The sequence below is a fragment of the Methylophaga sp. genome (assembly GCF_030651745.1).
In genome coordinates this window covers 1-17,878 of the sequence record NZ_JAUSCC010000061.1, presented here as the reverse complement: position 1 = coordinate 17,878, position 17,878 = coordinate 1, and the positions used below count along the sequence as shown (strand labels likewise).

Here is a 17,878-nt window from a genome sequence, read left to right as displayed (position 1 = left end):
ATCAATTATGCATAAACATAATAGCTCCACACACACCCAGCTCCGGCTGGGTGTTTTATTATTACTAGGCTTTCTGCTGACTGCTTGTAGCCATACCCCTCAAACCAATCAACTACATCAACAAAACTTTGAGCCAAGACAGGTTGAGCTCGAAGATGTGCCCTTCTTTCCCCAGACCCAATACCAATGTGGCCCGGCAGCTCTAGCAACAGTTATGCAATATCGTGGCATAGACATCCTGCCTGAAGCATTGACTGATCAGGTTTACATCCCGGAAAAGCAAGGCAGCTTACAGATAGAGATGGTTGCAGCCACACGTAAACAAGGCTTGATGGCCTATCCTTTAGCCCCACAGATGGAAGATTTATTGACTGAAGTTGCTGCTGGCAACCCGGTATTAGTGATGCAGAATCTCGGATTTAACTGGAAACCTTTCTGGCATTACGCTGTAGTTGTGGGTTTTGATATTGATAAAAGAGAGTTGATCTTACGTTCCGGTGAAACAGAACGCTGGCAAACCACTTTACAAACCTTTGAACGCACCTGGGCCCGCAGCGAACATTGGGCTTTAGTGATTGTTAAACCAGAAAACATTCCTCCCACGGCACAACTTGCAGCCTGGTTACAGACAGCTTATGACGCTGAAAAAACCGGCCAACACCAGACCGCTGAAACAGCTTATCAAACCGCCATCGATCATTGGCCAGATAACAAACAGCCCGGGCTAGCGCTTGCAAACCTGTATTACCACCAGAAGAATTTTGCTCAAGCTGATGCGGTGTTTGCTGAATTAACCAACAAATTTCCAATGGAAGCATCATTGAGAAATAACCGGGCTTATACATTAAAAGAGTTGGGTTGCCATCAAACGGCTTTAGCCTCTGCAGCCTGTGCAAAAAAACTAGCACCTGAAGATCAGAATATTCTTTCCACATTTGAAGAAATGTTCGCTTTAGAGCCGCTGACCAATGAAAGTTGTCCGACAATTACCTGTTCAGATAAATAATTCGACTGAAAAATAACGGGTTATCTATTGATAGGATTCACGACACTAAGATAGCGGTTTAAGCTTGTCGACTTGCAGTCTCTGGCTTACACTGAACCGAGAAAACAGCAAAAGGATTTGCATCTAAATTGTATGACATGGTTATCCGGATGTATTGTTTTGACTAGAAGTTTATTAAGAATCCTATACAGCAGTAAAACCCATGCTCGCTTGTCAGAAACCGATTTAACAAAGTTGCTCTTGCAAAGTCGGGAAAATAATCAACGAGTCAACGTCAACGGTATCCTTTGTTACAACCATACGGATTTTATTCAGGTGCTTGAAGGTCCGGAAAATACGGTTATCAATCTGTATCAAAAAATCCTCAAGGATGATCGGCATCATGAATGTAAGCTGATAAATATCAGTCTCAGTAATAAATACATTTTTAAAAACTGGTCAATGGGGTACATTGATATAAGCCATGGCGATATGCGGTTGTTACGGGAAGAGTTACCCGAGAAGCTATCAAATGATAATGCAGATATATTTGCTTATCAGCTTAAAACCTATCTAAACAAATCACCCCAAAAAAGCACTGAACAAATCATTTATATTTAATAAACACCACCTTTACCACGACATAAAAAGTACCAAAAGAGAGAACACAAAATGACCAATCAAATGCCGGATTTCAAACCTTTAGGCTGTGACAAATGTTTAGAGGGTGGTGGACTGGATTTCAGTTTCTCAATGGCATTTCAGCCAATTATTGATGTGAGTGAAAAAGGAATTTTTGGTTATGAAGCGCTGGTCCGTGGGGTAAACAACGAACCTGCTTATACCGTTTTGGACCAATTGAATGACAGCAATCGTTATTCGTTCGACCAGACGATTCGTGTCAAAGCCATTCAGTTAGCAAAACAACTTGATCTGCAAGGTATGCTCAGCATCAACTTTTTCCCAAACGCGGTTTACCGTCCTGAAACCTGTATCAGAGCGACGCTTGAAGCAGCCGCAACAATGAATTTTCCGACCGAAAATTTAATGTTTGAAGTAACAGAAGTGGAAAAAGTAACCGACAATAACCATCTGAAAAACATCTTTGAAGAATATAAGCGGCATAATTTCACCACCGCCATTGATGATTTTGGTTCCGGTTACGCAGGTTTAAATCTGCTTGCTGATTGGCAGCCAGATATTATCAAGCTTGATATGGCCCTTATCCGCAATATCAATACTGATAAAGTCAGACAATCCATTGTTCGTTCAATCATCATGACCTGCAATGATTTAGAGATAAGAGTGATTGCTGAAGGTGTCGAAACGATAGAGGAATTTCAATTCATTCGGGATCAAGGCGTCGCGTTATTTCAGGGTTATTATTTTGCTAAACCGGCTTTTGAAGCATTGCCGGAAGTGGATGCTTCACTTTATAACCTATAAAAAGAAAAAACCCTCCCACCAACAACTTGGTGAGAGGGTTTAAACATTTATTTAACTTCAAAATTGCCTTTCATAATTCCGCTATGACCAGGGAATGAACAGAAAAAAGTCAACTTTTCACCCGCAAGACCTGCAGTAGAAAATTCAACTTCAGCCGTTTCACCGCCACCAATCACTTTCGTGGCAGCAATAACACGAGCATCGCCTTGTGGCAGGTAATCGTTATCCAGACCTGCAGCTGCACCTTCTCTCACAATGGCCTGCATATCATCTTTTTTGGTTAATACCCAGTTGTGTCCCATCATATCTTTCGCCATAGAACCAGTATGTTTCAATACAACTTTCACTGTTTCACAGCTGGCTGGAGCCGTCATTTTCTTTGCACTGAAACTCATTTGATCAGTGCCTTCAATGGTTAATTCACATTCATCGGCAAACGCGGCAAATGGAACCAAAGCAAACACTGCGGCAGCAGCTAACAAACGATTTTTCTTCATCTTGATCTCCTAATAATCCCGGCAACATTGCCTTCTTCACAAGATAAACGCATTAATATAATTCGCTCTTCATAAGGCGTTCATGCATGATTCATCATTAATAATTTTCCATTTCATCCGATTTCAAATTGCCAAATAATTTCAAAACAATAAACCTGTCATTCAGAACAGTTAACTGCTTTTAAATGTCCAGTTCGGATGGATCTTTCAAATTTAATAATAATCATTCTCAATTATAGTGAGAAGATTTTGACGGTCACAATAGTGCAACATTGATTGAGGAATTGTTCCTGTAGTTATTCAAGATTTACAGGTAACAAAGTCAATTCAGTCTATGGCCATCTGCTTAAAAATATCGTTACAAATAATCGTATCAGTCTGCTTTAACCTGGATGTCAAAGAAACTCTCTAATGCATTCGGTGACATTATGATCGACATAAATGCCAGCATGATTCCCGTGCCTTGTGGGTTTTTTGAATTAATATCCAATTCGACCTGAGGTGAATCACTGTCGATAAAACGAGTGCTGGCTTCGGTTAACTGACTTTTCAGGTTTGCTGAAACCGCTGGCATTGCTGAGAACTGTTGCAACATCTGCTGTTTTAGTTGCTCCTTGAAAACCGCTGGTGTCACCCCCTCTTTCTTAGCCCCCTCTTCCATGAGAGCCTGCCATGCCCCACGATCTTCAAAGTCAATCGAGGCTTTAATCAAACCTGTCTGCATCCACTCGGTTGAAGCGGTAGTCATATCTTCATTATTTCTAATGCGTTGCATCTGATTTTCCAGATCAGGAACCTGACTGAAATTGGTGTGCAGATTCATTGAAAACAATTGTGCCGCTGCTTTTTTGGTCAGCTCAGGATTGTAAAACTGATTCTGTAAACTGAGGCTTAATTGACGCTCAGCAGGCTTGTATCGATAAGCCAATTGTTGATCGTGACCAATCTTGTCATTGTTGATTCCCAGGCTTTTTAAGGTATCAGCCAATGACTGTTCCTGCTCAGCCGTACCATCGCCGCCTGTGACGGTAAATAAAGCATTCTGAGTCGAGATATTCATTGCATAAATAAAATCCTGACGCTCATTCAGTTCGATATCACTCAGTGTTAATAAACCGATTTGATGTTGACGGCCAGAATCATCGGTCACCAATACATCTTTCACCGAAATGTTTTTGTTATAGGGATTGGCAATCACCTCACCGACTGCAACTTGGCCACCATTTTCATTGATTTTGCTTACCAATTCTTCGACTAATTCCTGCGCTGCCTGATTAGCCTGATTATTCGCAACAGCATGGGCTCCGGCGAGTCCAATTAGCAGAATTGCGATTGGGATATAGATGATTTTCTTTACTTTAAACACTGTTGTCTCCAACAAAAAATGAATTAAAAACCGAATCGCAGTATGCCTGTATGACCATTAACAAACCAGTTTAGTTTGGTTTTTATCAGCTGCATTAGTAGCCAAGATCGGTAAATTCTCTAATAAAATTCCGTTGTTATCATAAGACGTTCAGGCATAAAAAAACCGGCCAAGGGCCGGTTTTTATTTGAACATTTCTGCTGGTGATGTCCGAGCGTTAAGATAAAAAGTCGGCTGTAACTTCAGTATCGATTCAAGCACTGCAAATCGGGCAAGTGCATTTCATCGGATGCCACAACCATCCCATTATTTCAGTATCTGTAAGGTTAAAAGAAGTCATGATGTTATCGATTACAGATGTACATAGTCACTTCAAAGCCAAAACGCATATCGTTATATTCTGGTTTAGTCCACATGGCGAACTCCTTGTTTAACTTGGTTGAATTAAGTCCTGCGATTCAGATATTACTCATTCAACAAGCATGGCAATACGGTGTTTTACCTGAACTACCTGAGAAAATTGCTTATGCGTTAAGAAGATAGCTTTTTTGCAACCGGCTGCTCTTTATAGACGCCGAACAAGTTAAACCCAATTTATCGGAATTCTCTGTACGAGCCATAGTCTCAACTACAACGTCGCTAAAGGTAATTACTATGAACAATAAACCCAACGATGAAAATGTTGATCCATTTAAAGAACGTCGTGATTTGATTCTGACTCACAAAGAAGCACAAGCAGCCAGCCCTGACGATATAGCCGCTTGTGGCGAAGAAGATATTGGTGCCGGGCTTGAGTTTTTAGTGACTAAAGATGAGCACCAGAAGTAATTACCGCCTAGATAAATCCCTCCCCTTTTTCCCAACTTTCTTTTTGCATGTCTAACTAATGCACAACTCAGAATCCACAAAAACAAAACCATTGATTCTGCCTTAGCTATACAGCTCACTTGCTAGGTTTGATCTGAACCAATAGAATGCTATTGATTCTCATTAACAATAAACCTTCAGGAGCCATTCGTGAACAGTGCCCAATCTGTCTGTTACTTTCATGTGCAGGTGCTGTATAGCGAACACCATAATTGGCTGAAAGCATGGCTATACCAAAGATTAGGTAACAGTGCTGAGGCCGCAGATCTGACTCAAGACACTTTCCTGCGCCTGCTGGGTTTGCCTGCATCGCGTCACTTTATAAGTGCTGATCAAGCACGAAGTTATCTGCGTGCTACCGCAAAAAATCTCTGTATTGACCTCTGGCGTCGAAAAGAAATTGAAAAAGCCTGGCACGACACCCTTTCCAGTTATCCCGAAGAAACTGCACCCTCAGCAGAACGCCAGGCGGCAGTTTTGGAGGCATTGGAAGAAATCAATCTGATGCTGAGTGAGTTACCAGCCAAAGCCGCCAAAGCATTTCTATTAGCCGTTGTTTGCCAGATGACCGATGCTGAAACAGCAATTCAATTGGGTGTCTCAGATCGTATGGTGCGTAAATATGTGGCAAAGGCCATGCTGGCCTGCTTGAAATTACAGGCATCCCAGACCACCCGCGAACTTATCTCCGAACCACTGTAACAATGGCAGAACCTTCACATCAGACGCTGGAAGAGGCTGCCGAATGGTTTGCACTGCTTCGTGATGGCCAAGCCAGTAATGAATATAAGTTAGCCTGGCATCAATGGCTTGATGCCAAACCCGAAAATAAAAAGGCCTGGCTTTACGTCGAAAAAATCAGCCACAGTTTTGAGACTTTGCAACAAACGCCAGATCCGCAAAGCACAGCAGATAATCTATTTACTGCTAATCAGCGATTACGCCAACGACGTCGACTTCTCAGCGGCATGGTGAGTATTGCCGCGATAGGTTTTGTAGGTCATTTCAGCTGGAATAAAAAATGGTTTCCTGACAGCGTGATGGCTCTGGCCGCTGACTATCACACCAGTGTCGGCCAACAGAGAAACATCACCTTGGCAGATGGCAGCCAAATCTGGTTGAACACGGCTACCGCCATCAATGTTGATTTCACTGCTCAGCAAAGACGCATTCAGTTACTCCATGGCGAAATCTATATTGAAACAGCAAAAGCTCCCGACCGATCCTTTGTAGTGGATACATCACAAGGTCGGTTAACAGCACTCGGCACACAATTTAATGTGATGAACCACCAGAAAGATATCGAACTCGCCGTCTATGAAGGCAGGGTAGCTGTTCAAACCAATAATGCTCAGCATGCTGAACTCCAGCAGGGTGAAACAGCCCGTTTCCGTGCAAATCAGATACAGCCAAAACAACCGTCTATCACAGCCCGGCAAGCCTGGCGACAAGGATTATTGGTGGCAGAAGATATGACGCTACAAGAGCTGATAGCCGAACTCAATCGTTATCAACATGGCTATATCAACATCACTGACGAGATTGCCCAGCTGAAAGTCTATGGCAGTTTCCCGCTCAGTGACACGAATCGAGCGCTGGTCATGCTGACCAGGGTTTTACCCATTCAGGTTCGTCAGGTTTTTCCGGGGTGGATCAAGGTGGAGCCAACTCGTAGTTAAATTATCAATTTAATCAATGCGTTGTAATTCTTTCGTTTTTTTATGCAAATAATGGTTCCGGGTTTCCCCCCCTCACCCGTTTATCTCTGTGTAACCACTAAAATTGATGAGGTAATACGATGGTGAAACAACACCGCCACAAGCAGCCGGCGAAAAACCGGTTCAAGCCCCTGGCGCTTTCAATACATATTGTTGCTGTTTCCAGCATGGGTACACTGGCATGGCTTCCTGCTGCACACGCAGAAACCAACCAGTCTGTAGCTCAGGCCACGCAACAATTTAATATCCCTGCCGGCTCGCTAAGTCAGGTATTGGCTCGCTTATCGGCACAAGCCGGTATCTATCTGGTTGGTGCATCAGAATTAGCCAGCGGCAAGAGCAGTGAGGGTTTGCAAGGCACTTATACTGTTGAAAATGCACTTAGCCAGATTCTCACTGGCAGCGGTCTGGTGGCTGTAGCTCAGGGTGACAATAGTTATGCTTTGCAGCAAATCAATGAACAAGGACAAAGCGTTACTTTATCGACGATGAAGGTTCAGGGTCTGGGGATGGATGGCTCTGCCGCCAATGCGTATCGTGTTGGCGATGTGTTTGCTGGTGCTCTGGGAAATATGTCAAAGCAGAATACACCGTTTACCATTGAAACCTACTCTGAAGATTACATTGCCAATTTACAGGCACGCTCACTGGGTGAGTTAACCAAATTTGATGCGGCAATCAGCCTCTCCGGCAATAATCTGATCACAGAAAATAATGCTTTTTCCATTCGCGGCATCAGTACGGATTTTGATACCGGGCAGAAACTCGACGGAATGAATTTCCGCAGCCGTGCCAAAGACTTGCCTCTGGAACATCTTGAACGGGTTGAGATCCTCAAAGGCGCAGGTGGCTTTCTTTATGGTTTCGCAGCTCCCGGCGGTATTATCAACTACGTCCTTAAACGGCCTACCGACGAATTCAAAGCCAGTGTTTCTACGCAGTTAATGGACAGCGGACTGTTAATGGCACACGGTGATGTCGGCGGCCGTGTGGGACCCGATGACATTTTTGGTTACCGCGTTAATGTGGTCAGCGAGGCGGGTGACACCTATGTTGATGACAGTGAAGCCTACCGTAAATCGGCTTCTGTCGCCGTCGATTTACGAATCACGCCGGATCTGACCTGGCAGGCAGATGCATTGGTTTCTGAGCGTAAAAGCTATGGCGGTTATTTTTCGATTAGCCCTAACTCGGATGGATCATTCACTGATCGCACAGTCAGCAAGATTGTCAGCCCGATTGATGGTGATAAGCGACTGGCACCGGACTGGACCCGTTATGAATCAGAGCACATCACTACGGGCACTGATTTGATCTGGCAGGTTAACGATAACTGGAACAATACACTCTCGTATCGTTATTCCACCAGCTATCGTAATCCGCTGATGCCCATTTTGTATGTCGATGGCGATGGCAACTATTCCGCTACCCTCTACAATTACAACAATCTGTTCAAAAGCTATCAGACACAGAATGTGCTGAGTGGCATCATCGAAACCGGTCCCGTCACTCATAACGTAGCGCTAGGCCTGTCGCATAGCCGCACCATTTCATCTAATAGTTCCGGTATCGGCACAATGGTAATTCCACTTGGCTCAGGTAATTTGTCGTCTCCCGTCGAATTCGACCGCCCAGTCAGCCATCTTGATAAAAGTGATGCCAGCTTTAATGAGTATTCCAGAATCACTCGCAAAGAAGCGTTTATCTCCGATACGCTGAATGTGGGCGATAGCTGGGATTTTATTCTCGGCGCACGTTACGGCAGTCTTGAGGATAAATATGGTGATTACAAAGAAAGTGAAATCACCCCATCCATCGCGGCTATTTATCGGCCACTTGAATGGATTTCGCTTTACGCCAGTTATGTAGAAGCCTTTGAACAAGGTGCCACAGCGCCGAATACCGCAGCCAATGCCGGTGAGGTATTTAAACCGTTGATCAGCAAACAATATGAAACCGGTATCAAGCTTAATTATGCCAACTGGTCGGCCAATATGGCGGTATTTCAGCTGCAAAAAGGCCTTACCTATACTGACAGTAATGATGTATTCAGCCAGGATGGTGAAGCTCGTTACGAAGGCATAGAGCTCTCAACCCAAGGCAAAATCAATGAACAATGGCTGGTTGGTGCCAGTGCAATGTGGCTGGATGCCACCAACAAAAAAACCACCAACCCGAGTCTGGAAGGCAAACCGATACAAGGTGTCGCTGACAAACAGTTCCGCCTGTACAGTGAGTATCAAGTGCCAAATACCCAGTTAACCCTCACTGGCGGCGCGCAATACACCAGCAGCATTCCATTGGATACTGCCAACCAATGGCATGTTGGATCGGTGACATTGTTTGATTTAGGCGCACGCTATGAAATTGACTTCAACAAACAGCTACTAACGCTGCGGCTGAATGTTGAAAACCTTGCGGATAAGGCTTATTGGCTGACCTCTGCAGGCAGTTCAAGCATTGCCCAAGGTGCTCCACGCACCATCAAACTGGGAGCCCAGCTGGACTTCTGATAGCTAAACACCCCCCGGCAGCCATCACTGCCGGGGTTTTCTACATAGAAGAAAAAGGGATAGATTTATTTAATTGACTAGCTTTAGTCCAAAAATAAATCTGTCCCTTTTTTTGTGATTTTTTGCTTTTTTAAACACGACCAACAAGCTGTTTGGTAACCTATTGGATAAGTGGTTGTTGAAAGTTAATTGTTGAGTTTTTCTCTGGATTGTCGTCGGCTGAAGATAATCCATCTAAATCAAGTTTGCTGTACCCTCCCTTGAATTTGTATTGAAAATAATAAGCACTAGAATGGTGCTTTGTTGTTCACCCGCAGCAAGATTTTTCGTTCCAGGAATCCGCATGTTTTTTAAAAGAGCCTTATTACCCATTTCATCGTTGTTCTTCTCGATTTCGCTACTGGCAACGGGTTATGGCTTATTGATGACATTCATCGGTGTATTTCTGAAACAGGAAGGTCTCAGTGAGGGCATCATCGGTTTAATCAATTCCGCGTTTTTCCTGGGCGCGATGTTAGCCGCAATTTTCAGCCAAAAACTGATTGTGACGGTAGGACATGCACGCAGTTTTTCGGCTTTTTCTGCAATTATGGTCATGGCATTTTTGGGACACGCCTTATGGTTTGATCCCTGGTTTTGGGCCGTATTGCGTTTGGTGTCAGGTTTTGCCTTTTATGCCATGTTGATTGTGTTAGAAAGCTGGCTTAATGAAAAAAGCTCAACTAAAGACCGCGGCAAAATTCTTGCGATATATACCATCGTCTTCTTCCTGGCGTTAGCACTTGGACAATTGCTATTAATTCTGGAGCTGTCAGCCACTACGATTTTCATTCTGGGTTCAATTCTGGTGCTGTGGTCACTGATTTTTGTCGCCATCACCCGTGTCTCACAACCGGTTTTAAAACCATTTGAACGTTACAGCATGCCAAAACTGTTATCGATCGCCCCATTGGCATTGGTTGGGAGTTTTATTGGAGGGGTGTTTATTGGCGCGTTTTACACCATGCTGCCGCTATACGTTTTAAATGTATTTGATCAGCCAAAGGTAGTCTCATTGTTTATGGCAATTACCATTCTGGGTGGGCTGATGGCGCAATTACCGGTTGGCATGCTATCTGATCGATTAGGACGGCGGAAAATGCTGGCTTGGTCTGGATTTTTCGGTGCAGGTGTTTTTCTGCTGATGCTGATTTTGCCTTTGATTTGGCGTGATAGCGTGGCGTTGCTTTATACGGTTGGCTTTTTATTGGGCATCAGCTTGTTCAGTATTTATCCGTTGAGTGTTGCGCGTGCCAATGATGTGTTTGATGAAAACACCGACTTGGTCGAGATTAGCCGAACCTTATTGTTTTCTTATGGCTTCGGTTCATTTATTGCACCGTTGTTTTTAGGTTTTGTACTGGGATTTTCAGCAATCGCATTTTTTATTGTGCTGGCATTGTTTGCCTTGGCTTTAGGTTATTACTCATTGCAGAGCGAGCGTATCCCAGAAGACCATATGAATGTCTATGTTGCCGTTCCGGCGGCATCCGGCAGCGTGCTCGCTGAAATGGATCCACGCATGGACGAACAATGGGTAGAAGATCACCGCCCTCATCCGGAGCCAACAACTTAATAGATTAGGCATCGCATATGAAATCAGTCAGCTTAAAACAATTCAGAAATAACTTTGAGGCTTTCGTAGACAAAGTTCTTACGGGACCAAAACCACTAAAAGTTAAATCGCAATCTGGCAAAGAAATTATATTGATCAGTTTCACGGAATGGAAACGTGAGCAAGAAACGCTTTACGTTCTGCAGAACAATAACCTGATGCGGCAAATTGCTGAGTCAAAGATCACTCACGGACAATGACTTAAACGATAACTAGGGTAACGCTCTGTTGATACTTGGTTTCATTGCCGAAGAATCTTCTCCATCGACTTACCTTTAGCAAGCTCATCAATCAGCTTGTCCAGATAACGAATTTTCTGCATCAATGGATCGTCGACCTCTTCAACCCGAACCCCACACACGACGCCTTTGATTAGTGAACTATTGGGATGAATGGCTGGAGCTTGAGCAAAGAAGGTTTCAAAATCATTTTCCAATTCGATTTGCTGCTTTAATCCTGCTTGGTCATAACCGGTCAGCCAGAAAATGATTTGATCTACTTCCTCTTTCGTTCGATTTTTTCGTTCAGCCTTTTGAATATACAGCGGATAAACTTTTGCAAATGGCATTGTGAAGATAGGATGCTTCGACATAGTCATCCTCCTTTATTAGCATGAGTAATCACTTTATTAATTATTTAATCGATATGAGTACATATTCAAATAATAATCTTTTTTTACACTGACTCTATTGATCCGAATTTTCTTTTCGCCTAACGCTAGCAGCAGGGGCGCATCCCTTGCCTGTATTTGTTAGACTCAGTCATTCGTGACCTTCCTGACGAATTAACGAATAAGATGCTTATCGTTAACATCAGCATATAATCGTTTTATTGTCTCATCATCAGGCTCCGAAAATTTCATAAATTTCTTGCCGTAAACGCCATATTCACAACCTTTTTGCTCATTCTCAAGGTCTCGTAGTATTAAACGCACTTTCTCCGATGCCTCAACATATCTGACTGCAATATTAGGCAGGTCACGGGTCTTTATGTCAGATATGATGTACCTGTGTATCACGCGATTTCTTAACTTATAAAGCGAATTTAGCTCTTTGTGGTCATCATCTTTAATGACGTTATATTTAAGAGCATCATCGTATATTTTTCGCTCCATCAAGCCTCGATCATCCTCTGTCTGAAAAAGGTATTTTAGTGGGACCTCGTCCGTCTGATTCTTAAGTTGGATGGCGATGACTATGCTTAACCTGAGAAAAGCATCGATCTGATTGGCAGAAACGGCAATTACTTCGATAAAGGAATCAGATTCTATCGCATTATCCAAAAGATCATATGACGCAGCCAAAGCCGCTTGGAATCGATCAAACTTTTCCATATCAGAAGCGAGCTTTCGGTCCCTCGGAGGGACAATCACCAAGGATTCTAAAATATTATCAACTAAGCGCAGTCCTTCATTTATTCGTTCATCGTTATCAAGATTCGCATCATAAATATATTTACCAATCAAAGCCTGATCTGCTAGCGCCCCAAAAAACATGTGAATACAGAATTCTGAATCATCCATCTTAGAAGGTCGCCATGTAAGCCTTGGCACGCCATTCGGATACTTGTCTGCAAGTTTAGGCGCTAGTTCCTCAAGTGGATAACAGCTGATCTGAAAACATCCGTTAGCGTTTTCATAGGGCTGAAAGCTGTATGGGGACTTTTCCTCTTCACCTTCCACAACAGGATTAAGGTATTGCCACCCTGTCGGAATTTGAATCAGGAATATCCCATTCGGCTCTGTCCAATGCTTCATTCAGCTTTCCTACGAAAACATCTAACCCACCTTGTTAGCACTGGACAATGGCCGCTGGCCTGTTGTATCTGGCAGCTTCATCTAGAGCCTCTAGTAGAGTTTCTATGAGATCACGACCTGTAGACGTTACAAAATAGTTGGCCAATGACGTGATATCCGGTGAAATGTCAGAACTCCACGGAGGTTGCTTTGACGGATCTTCGATATCCCAAACTACATGCTCCGGGGAGAATGCGGCCAACTCATCTTTAACCTGCTTTAACTCGGCTAGAGCTTTTGCAGCGAGCGCCGCTTCGAGTCCACCTTGATATAGGTTATTGAGGAGAACAGGGAAACGGCTTCCCCACTCCTTTTCGAGGTTGGAGTTCACAGTGCTGAAAAAGGCATGGAAAAAGTCCGGGGTGCCAATTTCATCTGTGATACTCCCAACCTTAATGCCCACAGCCATACTTGCTCCTTTGTAGTGCTAACAGTCTGTTAATAAGGTCTGCGATCTCATAATAATTATCAACATGAATGGATCATAATTATGCCGATCCAAATTAACGCCCAATAACGCATTGAAATATCTATTTTTTTCAGAAAAATTTAGGGTCAGTGCAAAAACTCAAAATTTGTTAGTTTTTTTACACTGACCCTAAATATCCTTTCCTTGTCTCCAAATCACACTGTTTTATTGTCAAAACTCAAGCTTCAGAACCCACATATCCTTGTACGCAGAGTTTTTATAGTAGGGCTTGAACTTTTATTATGCTTTTAATTGAATCAGTGATTGCAGCTTCCTTTGTGAGAATTCACCGGCCTCCCAGCATAATGAGTCATGCATTTAATAGCCGCAGAAGCGCTGTTGCTTGCTCTTATCACTTTACATCTTCCATCTTCTGAGTTGTGACAACAGTAATTTTTGCGTCCCTTTCGTTCTGCTTCCATTTTGTCATCGATGTCCTCTTCTTCAATATAATTTGTTAGTTCCTTAAACGTTTCTTCGCTCATTACGAGATTTCCTTCAGAATCAACATGAATCTCGCCAACAGGTATTTTCGACATAAAATGTTCTCCTCTTATAAGCTTGAATCTTGCTTTTTGATGATTTGAATTAATCGTGAATGATTAACGATTAATTTTCTGCCCGAACAGGCTTTGAATTTAGTTGGTGCAAGCTGAATATCCATAGCAACGACCAAAATGTGAGATACGTCACAATTTAAACCGTTTTTTTAAATAACACAACCCTATGATTTTACTCAGATAGTTAGTTATTTTCAAATGAGATTTTGTATTTCAGATGGCTCAAATATAGGTCAGATAACGATTCATAATTTATTCTCTGTGCCCTCTGTGTCTCTGTGGTTAATTTTTCAAAGCCAATGATTTATCAAATCACGAACAAAAAAATGGCCCAGTTTTAATTAAAAACTGAATTATTTAGGGTCAGTGATTTTTCCGCGAGAGTGTCAAAAGGGTCTTGGTCTTGATTCAATTGACTCGTCCCTTTTGATCTCCGAACCTTATGTTCCCCATTACCAGTTTGCTCCAATTTACTATCTAAGTGAAATGCATCGCAATGAAGCAGCACTTGCCTTCCTGTGCAAGTGATTACTAGAGCTTTTACATACCTTCTGGACGATTTACTCGATAAATCAAGCTTTTGTCGGTATGGTTTTCTACAAGAGCAACCCTAGTAATGGAATTTTTTGGTTCAGGCTGCCCATCAACCAAATCTATTTTCCTCCCAGATAGCAAAAGCCCTCTAATTTTCACCATTGAAGATGTATTAGGTATTCGTACTTCGAAGTTATTATCCCAATAGACTTTTACGTCAGTAACTTTTTCTATTTCATCAACAACTAACCACTGCATTATTTCTGCAGTTATGCGCCAAGTAGAAGGATGACTTCTACCTTGCCAACCGCACCTTGCTCTAGTGTTGTCCAAGTCTATGACTGAATGATTGTGCTCATCATAACCACACGTGCCGCTTATACAGTGACAGCTAGAAATATTGGTTATCTTTTGATCACCCGGAATCTGAGGAGTGCGAATACCACCCGACACAGTGACACTGACTTCGTAAGGATTACCTCTGTGCCCTCCACAACTTCTAGAACAGTGATTATTCCCGCCGGTTGCCGAGTTGGATTTAGATCCGATTGATTTCCACCCGTAAACTTTTTCTCTAGCAGTAACTTGTAGAGTACCAGCGTAGCTAGGATAAAGGGTAAGGTTTAAGGGAACAGTATAAGATTTTTCATCCCAAGACTTAAAAACCCACCACCCTTTTTTGAACTTCTGTTTAATAAAAACTTTTGCATCTACAAAAGCAATTTCTTCCTTCAAGAAATAGCTTTCTAGGCTCGCATTTGGAATTCTCAAAATTGCATGATGTAGGCCTGCTGGATTGACTTTAACCCCTTCCAACTTTTTATCATTGAGAATAATTTCTATATCAGTAGAGTGTTCTTCAGACGGAGTCCCGACATAAGAAGCCAGTATCTCCATCTGGTAGTCAGTTTTGTTAATTAGCTGAGTTAATCCTTGAATTCTTTGCACCAATAGCTTTTCATTAACCAGAGGAATTTCACCGAGAATTGAACGAATATCTAAGCTCGTAGTGTCTCTAATATCGTATATTTTTGTACCAAAACTTTTTGCTGAAAGTGTCGCGTTATATAGTGATACTAGTACTTTACTTGTTAACTTATCAACATCTTCAATCGTGCTGTCCATTTCTGATGAAGCAAGGCGTAGTACGTTGTCTGCCATCATATTCAATTCATCGCCAGCCCTAGTCATTAAAACATCTCCGCTATTTCGGCCGTCAGCAATAAGAGTTGTTGCTTCCTGCCTTGCATCATGAATTAGATCTTTAATTTTAACTCCAGCAATTATGGGAGCTGCAACTTCTGCAGATTTCCCTACTGAACTAAGGATCTGTGCTTCGACATAAATTGGCAATGAAAATGACAATAGAAAAAATACTCTTGAAAAATTTCTCTTCAGGAATATCAATTTATAGCCCTTTCATAGATTGATGATTTGAAGTAATCGGGAGTGATTTAGAATTAATTTTCTGCCCGGAAAGGCTTTGAATGTAGTTGGTGCAAGCTGGATATCCATATCGACCACCAAAATGTGAGATACGTCACAATTTAAACCGTTTTTTTAAATAACACAACCCCCTGATTTTCATCGGATAGTTAATGAAATACGGATGAGATTGAGTTCATCAGATGAGGCAAATACTGGTCAGATAAAAATTTAAAATTCTTCTCTGTGCCCTCTGTGTGTCTGTGGTTACTTTTTCAAAGCCGATGAGTTATCAAATCACAGGCAAAAAATAGCCCAGTTTTAGTTAAAAACCGAGCCATTGTTTATCGGGCCAAATATGATTAATGGCCCTATTTCAAATATCCACTTCCTCAAACAGTTCAGGCACTTCGGCATCCCAGCCGAATTTTTCAGTGATGTGTTTACGCATAGTATCGCTGGCGACGATTTCGCCGTGGGTGACGTAAACTTTATCGGGTTTGAGGTTGCCCTGCTCCAACCAGGTCAGAATTTCATTGTAGTCACCGTGGGCAGACATGGAATCCAGATTGTAAATTTCGGCTTTTACCGGCCAGTACGCACCGTGGATTTTGACCTTTTGGGCACCATTTACTAAAGCATCACCGCGGGTGCCAGAGGCTTGGAAGCCAGCAAATACAATGCTGTTTCGCGGGTTGGGTAACAAGGTTTTAAGATGATGCAAAACCCGACCGCCAGAAGCCATACCACTAGCCGAGACAATTACACACGGATAACGCATAGCATCCAACTCAATGGATTCATCTACTGTGTGGATATAAGTAGTATTGTCATCAATCATCTGGCACTGACTTTTGTCCAGCTTATGTTCTTTGTGGTGCTTGATAAAAGTCTCGGTGGCCTTGATAGCCATCGGGCTGTTCAGGTAGACCGGCATATCAGGAATCCGGCCTTCCTCTATCAGTTTGTGTACAACATAAAGCAGCATTTGGGCACGGCCAACGGCGAAGGCAGGCATAAGGGTAATACCACCACGACCAGCGGTTTTTGTAATGATCTCTGCAAGTTCAGCTTCAGGGTCAGATTCACCATGAGTACGGTCGCCGTAGGTAGATTCGCACACCAGTACATCAGCATGCTGAAGAGGTTCTGGCGGACGCATGATGATGTCATTTTGTCGCCCCACATCGCCAGTGAATACCACAGTGCGATCTGAACTTTTATGATGAACATGCACACACGACGAGCCCAGAATATGTCCTGCCGGAGTAAAGCTGACTTCAAAGCCTTTTACCGGCTCGAATGTCTCGTGGTAATGCAGGGATTCAAAATGTGTTAACGCTTGTCTGGCATCTTTTTCCGTAAACAGTGGCTCTGGCATTTCGTGTTTTGAAAACTTCTTGCGAAAAGCATATCTCGCATCCTCTTCCTGCAGATAACCCGCATCCGGTAACAACACATTACACAGCTCGTGTGTCGCCTTGGTGCAATAGATTTTGCCTTTGAAGCCGTTTTTCACCAACGCTGGAAGATAACCGGAATGGTCGATGTGAGCATGGGTCAGCACCACCGCATTGATAGTTGCAGGATCCACCGGAAACGTCGCCCAGTTACGCCGTCGCAGCGTTTTCACCCCCTGATACAAACCACAGTCAACCAGCAAACGATGGGTATCATCTGAAAGCAGATAACGTGAACCGGTCACAGTACTTGTGCCACCGAGAAAGCGAAGTTTCATAACCATATAAATCCATGCCTTGTAATTATTGTTTTCAGCTTAACGAAAAAGTCGATATATCTCTATCCGGAAACATCATTTGGAAATGCTTATGCTGTTCTCGCCATGTACTCTGAAGGTGCAAGTATGCACCGTTCTTCAAGATTACCTTGTAATGTAAAAAGCCGTGGTGGGTTTCCCACAATTTAACGGACACTTTTCATAAGCATGTTTTAACATGAAAGGAAAAGTAGAAGATGAATCAAATGGGAACACGCAGAAAATACACCGATGAATTTAAAGCAGAGGCCATCAGGCTTGCGAGTCAACAG

The 17,878-nt window shown here is 42.8% G+C and carries 19 protein-coding genes; 10 read left to right on the top strand and 9 right to left on the bottom strand.

Translation table 11 applies throughout. The features are described from left to right. Positions 1 to 7 precede the first annotated feature (7 nt). The 3 genes from Q7V21_RS07190 to Q7V21_RS07180 all read left to right on the top strand — a co-directional run bounded on the left by Q7V21_RS07190 (position 8) and on the right by Q7V21_RS07180 (position 2,431). On the top strand, positions 8 to 1,006 hold the full coding sequence (locus tag Q7V21_RS07190; RefSeq protein ID WP_304916630.1) for a PA2778 family cysteine peptidase: 999 nt from the start codon (positions 8 to 10) through the stop codon (positions 1,004 to 1,006). 132 nt (positions 1,007 to 1,138) lie between these two features. Next, on the top strand, positions 1,139 to 1,606 hold the full coding sequence (locus tag Q7V21_RS07185) for a BLUF domain-containing protein (protein WP_304916629.1): 468 nt from the start codon (positions 1,139 to 1,141) through the stop codon (positions 1,604 to 1,606). Positions 1,607 to 1,657: 51 nt separating this feature from the next. Then, positions 1,658 to 2,431, top strand: a complete 774-nt coding sequence (locus Q7V21_RS07180; RefSeq protein WP_304916628.1) for an EAL domain-containing protein — start codon at positions 1,658 to 1,660, stop codon at positions 2,429 to 2,431. A 47-nt stretch (positions 2,432 to 2,478) separates the two neighbouring features. Here Q7V21_RS07180 and azu read toward each other — a convergent pair whose 3' ends face one another. The 3 genes from azu to pqqA all read right to left on the bottom strand — a co-directional run bounded on the left by azu (position 2,479) and on the right by pqqA (position 4,710). Next, positions 2,479 to 2,928: an azurin gene (azu, locus tag Q7V21_RS07175; protein ID WP_304916627.1), complete on the bottom strand. Its 450-nt coding sequence runs from the start codon at positions 2,926 to 2,928 to the stop codon at positions 2,479 to 2,481. Positions 2,929 to 3,301: 373 nt separating this feature from the next. Continuing rightward, positions 3,302 to 4,294, bottom strand: a complete 993-nt coding sequence (locus Q7V21_RS07170; protein WP_304916626.1) for a hypothetical protein — start codon at positions 4,292 to 4,294, stop codon at positions 3,302 to 3,304. Between the two features lie 344 nt (positions 4,295 to 4,638). Then, the gene (gene pqqA, locus Q7V21_RS07165; RefSeq protein ID WP_084003089.1) at positions 4,639 to 4,710 is read right to left on the bottom strand and encodes a pyrroloquinoline quinone precursor peptide PqqA; all 72 of its coding nucleotides are present in this window, start codon (positions 4,708 to 4,710) and stop codon (positions 4,639 to 4,641) included. Here pqqA and Q7V21_RS07160 point away from each other — a divergent pair. The 7 genes from Q7V21_RS07160 (at position 4,709) to Q7V21_RS07130 (ending at position 11,246) form a co-directional block, all read left to right on the top strand. After that, positions 4,709 to 4,837: a hypothetical protein gene (locus tag Q7V21_RS07160; RefSeq protein ID WP_304916625.1), complete on the top strand. Its 129-nt coding sequence runs from the start codon at positions 4,709 to 4,711 to the stop codon at positions 4,835 to 4,837. The genes pqqA and Q7V21_RS07160 overlap by 2 nt on opposite strands. Positions 4,838 to 4,948: 111 nt before the next feature. Next, a complete protein-coding gene (locus Q7V21_RS07155; protein ID WP_304916624.1) occupies positions 4,949 to 5,122 on the top strand; it encodes a hypothetical protein in 174 nt (57 codons plus the stop codon). Positions 5,123 to 5,311: 189 nt separating this feature from the next. Continuing rightward, positions 5,312 to 5,863 (top strand): sigma-70 family RNA polymerase sigma factor, encoded by a 552-nt coding sequence (locus Q7V21_RS07150; protein ID WP_304916623.1) that lies wholly within the window; start codon positions 5,312 to 5,314, stop codon positions 5,861 to 5,863. A gap of 2 nt (positions 5,864 to 5,865) precedes the next feature. Continuing rightward, on the top strand, positions 5,866 to 6,840 hold the full coding sequence (locus Q7V21_RS07145; protein WP_304916622.1) for a FecR family protein: 975 nt from the start codon (positions 5,866 to 5,868) through the stop codon (positions 6,838 to 6,840). 119 nt (positions 6,841 to 6,959) lie between these two features. Next, positions 6,960 to 9,392: a TonB-dependent receptor gene (locus Q7V21_RS07140; RefSeq protein WP_304916621.1), complete on the top strand. Its 2,433-nt coding sequence runs from the start codon at positions 6,960 to 6,962 to the stop codon at positions 9,390 to 9,392. Positions 9,393 to 9,735: 343 nt separating this feature from the next. Next, positions 9,736 to 11,007 carry an MFS transporter gene (locus Q7V21_RS07135; protein ID WP_304916620.1) on the top strand — a complete coding sequence of 424 codons (1,272 nt, stop codon included), beginning with the start codon at positions 9,736 to 9,738 and terminating at the stop codon, positions 11,005 to 11,007. A 17-nt stretch (positions 11,008 to 11,024) separates the two neighbouring features. Further along, positions 11,025 to 11,246: a type II toxin-antitoxin system Phd/YefM family antitoxin gene (locus tag Q7V21_RS07130; RefSeq protein ID WP_304916619.1), complete on the top strand. Its 222-nt coding sequence runs from the start codon at positions 11,025 to 11,027 to the stop codon at positions 11,244 to 11,246. Between the two features lie 41 nt (positions 11,247 to 11,287). On the opposite strand, the gene Q7V21_RS07125 is transcribed toward Q7V21_RS07130, so the two are convergent. From Q7V21_RS07125 to Q7V21_RS07100, 6 genes are all read right to left on the bottom strand, one after another. Continuing rightward, positions 11,288 to 11,638, bottom strand: coding sequence for a DUF2200 domain-containing protein (locus tag Q7V21_RS07125; protein WP_304916618.1), 351 nt, complete (start codon positions 11,636 to 11,638; stop codon positions 11,288 to 11,290). 192 nt (positions 11,639 to 11,830) lie between these two features. Further along, positions 11,831 to 12,802 (bottom strand): hypothetical protein, encoded by a 972-nt coding sequence (locus Q7V21_RS07120; protein ID WP_304916617.1) that lies wholly within the window; start codon positions 12,800 to 12,802, stop codon positions 11,831 to 11,833. A gap of 34 nt (positions 12,803 to 12,836) precedes the next feature. Further along, positions 12,837 to 13,250 carry an Imm70 family immunity protein gene (locus Q7V21_RS07115; RefSeq protein WP_304916616.1) on the bottom strand — a complete coding sequence of 138 codons (414 nt, stop codon included), beginning with the start codon at positions 13,248 to 13,250 and terminating at the stop codon, positions 12,837 to 12,839. A 317-nt stretch (positions 13,251 to 13,567) separates the two neighbouring features. Next, complete coding sequence (locus Q7V21_RS07110; RefSeq protein WP_304916615.1) at positions 13,568 to 13,849, bottom strand: hypothetical protein; 282 nt, start codon at positions 13,847 to 13,849, stop codon at positions 13,568 to 13,570. A gap of 561 nt (positions 13,850 to 14,410) precedes the next feature. Further along, the gene (locus tag Q7V21_RS07105; protein ID WP_304916614.1) at positions 14,411 to 15,769 is read right to left on the bottom strand and encodes a hypothetical protein; all 1,359 of its coding nucleotides are present in this window, start codon (positions 15,767 to 15,769) and stop codon (positions 14,411 to 14,413) included. A gap of 436 nt (positions 15,770 to 16,205) precedes the next feature. Beyond that, positions 16,206 to 17,573 carry an MBL fold metallo-hydrolase gene (locus tag Q7V21_RS07100; RefSeq protein WP_304916613.1) on the bottom strand — a complete coding sequence of 456 codons (1,368 nt, stop codon included), beginning with the start codon at positions 17,571 to 17,573 and terminating at the stop codon, positions 16,206 to 16,208. Positions 17,574 to 17,878: the final 305 nt, after the last annotated feature.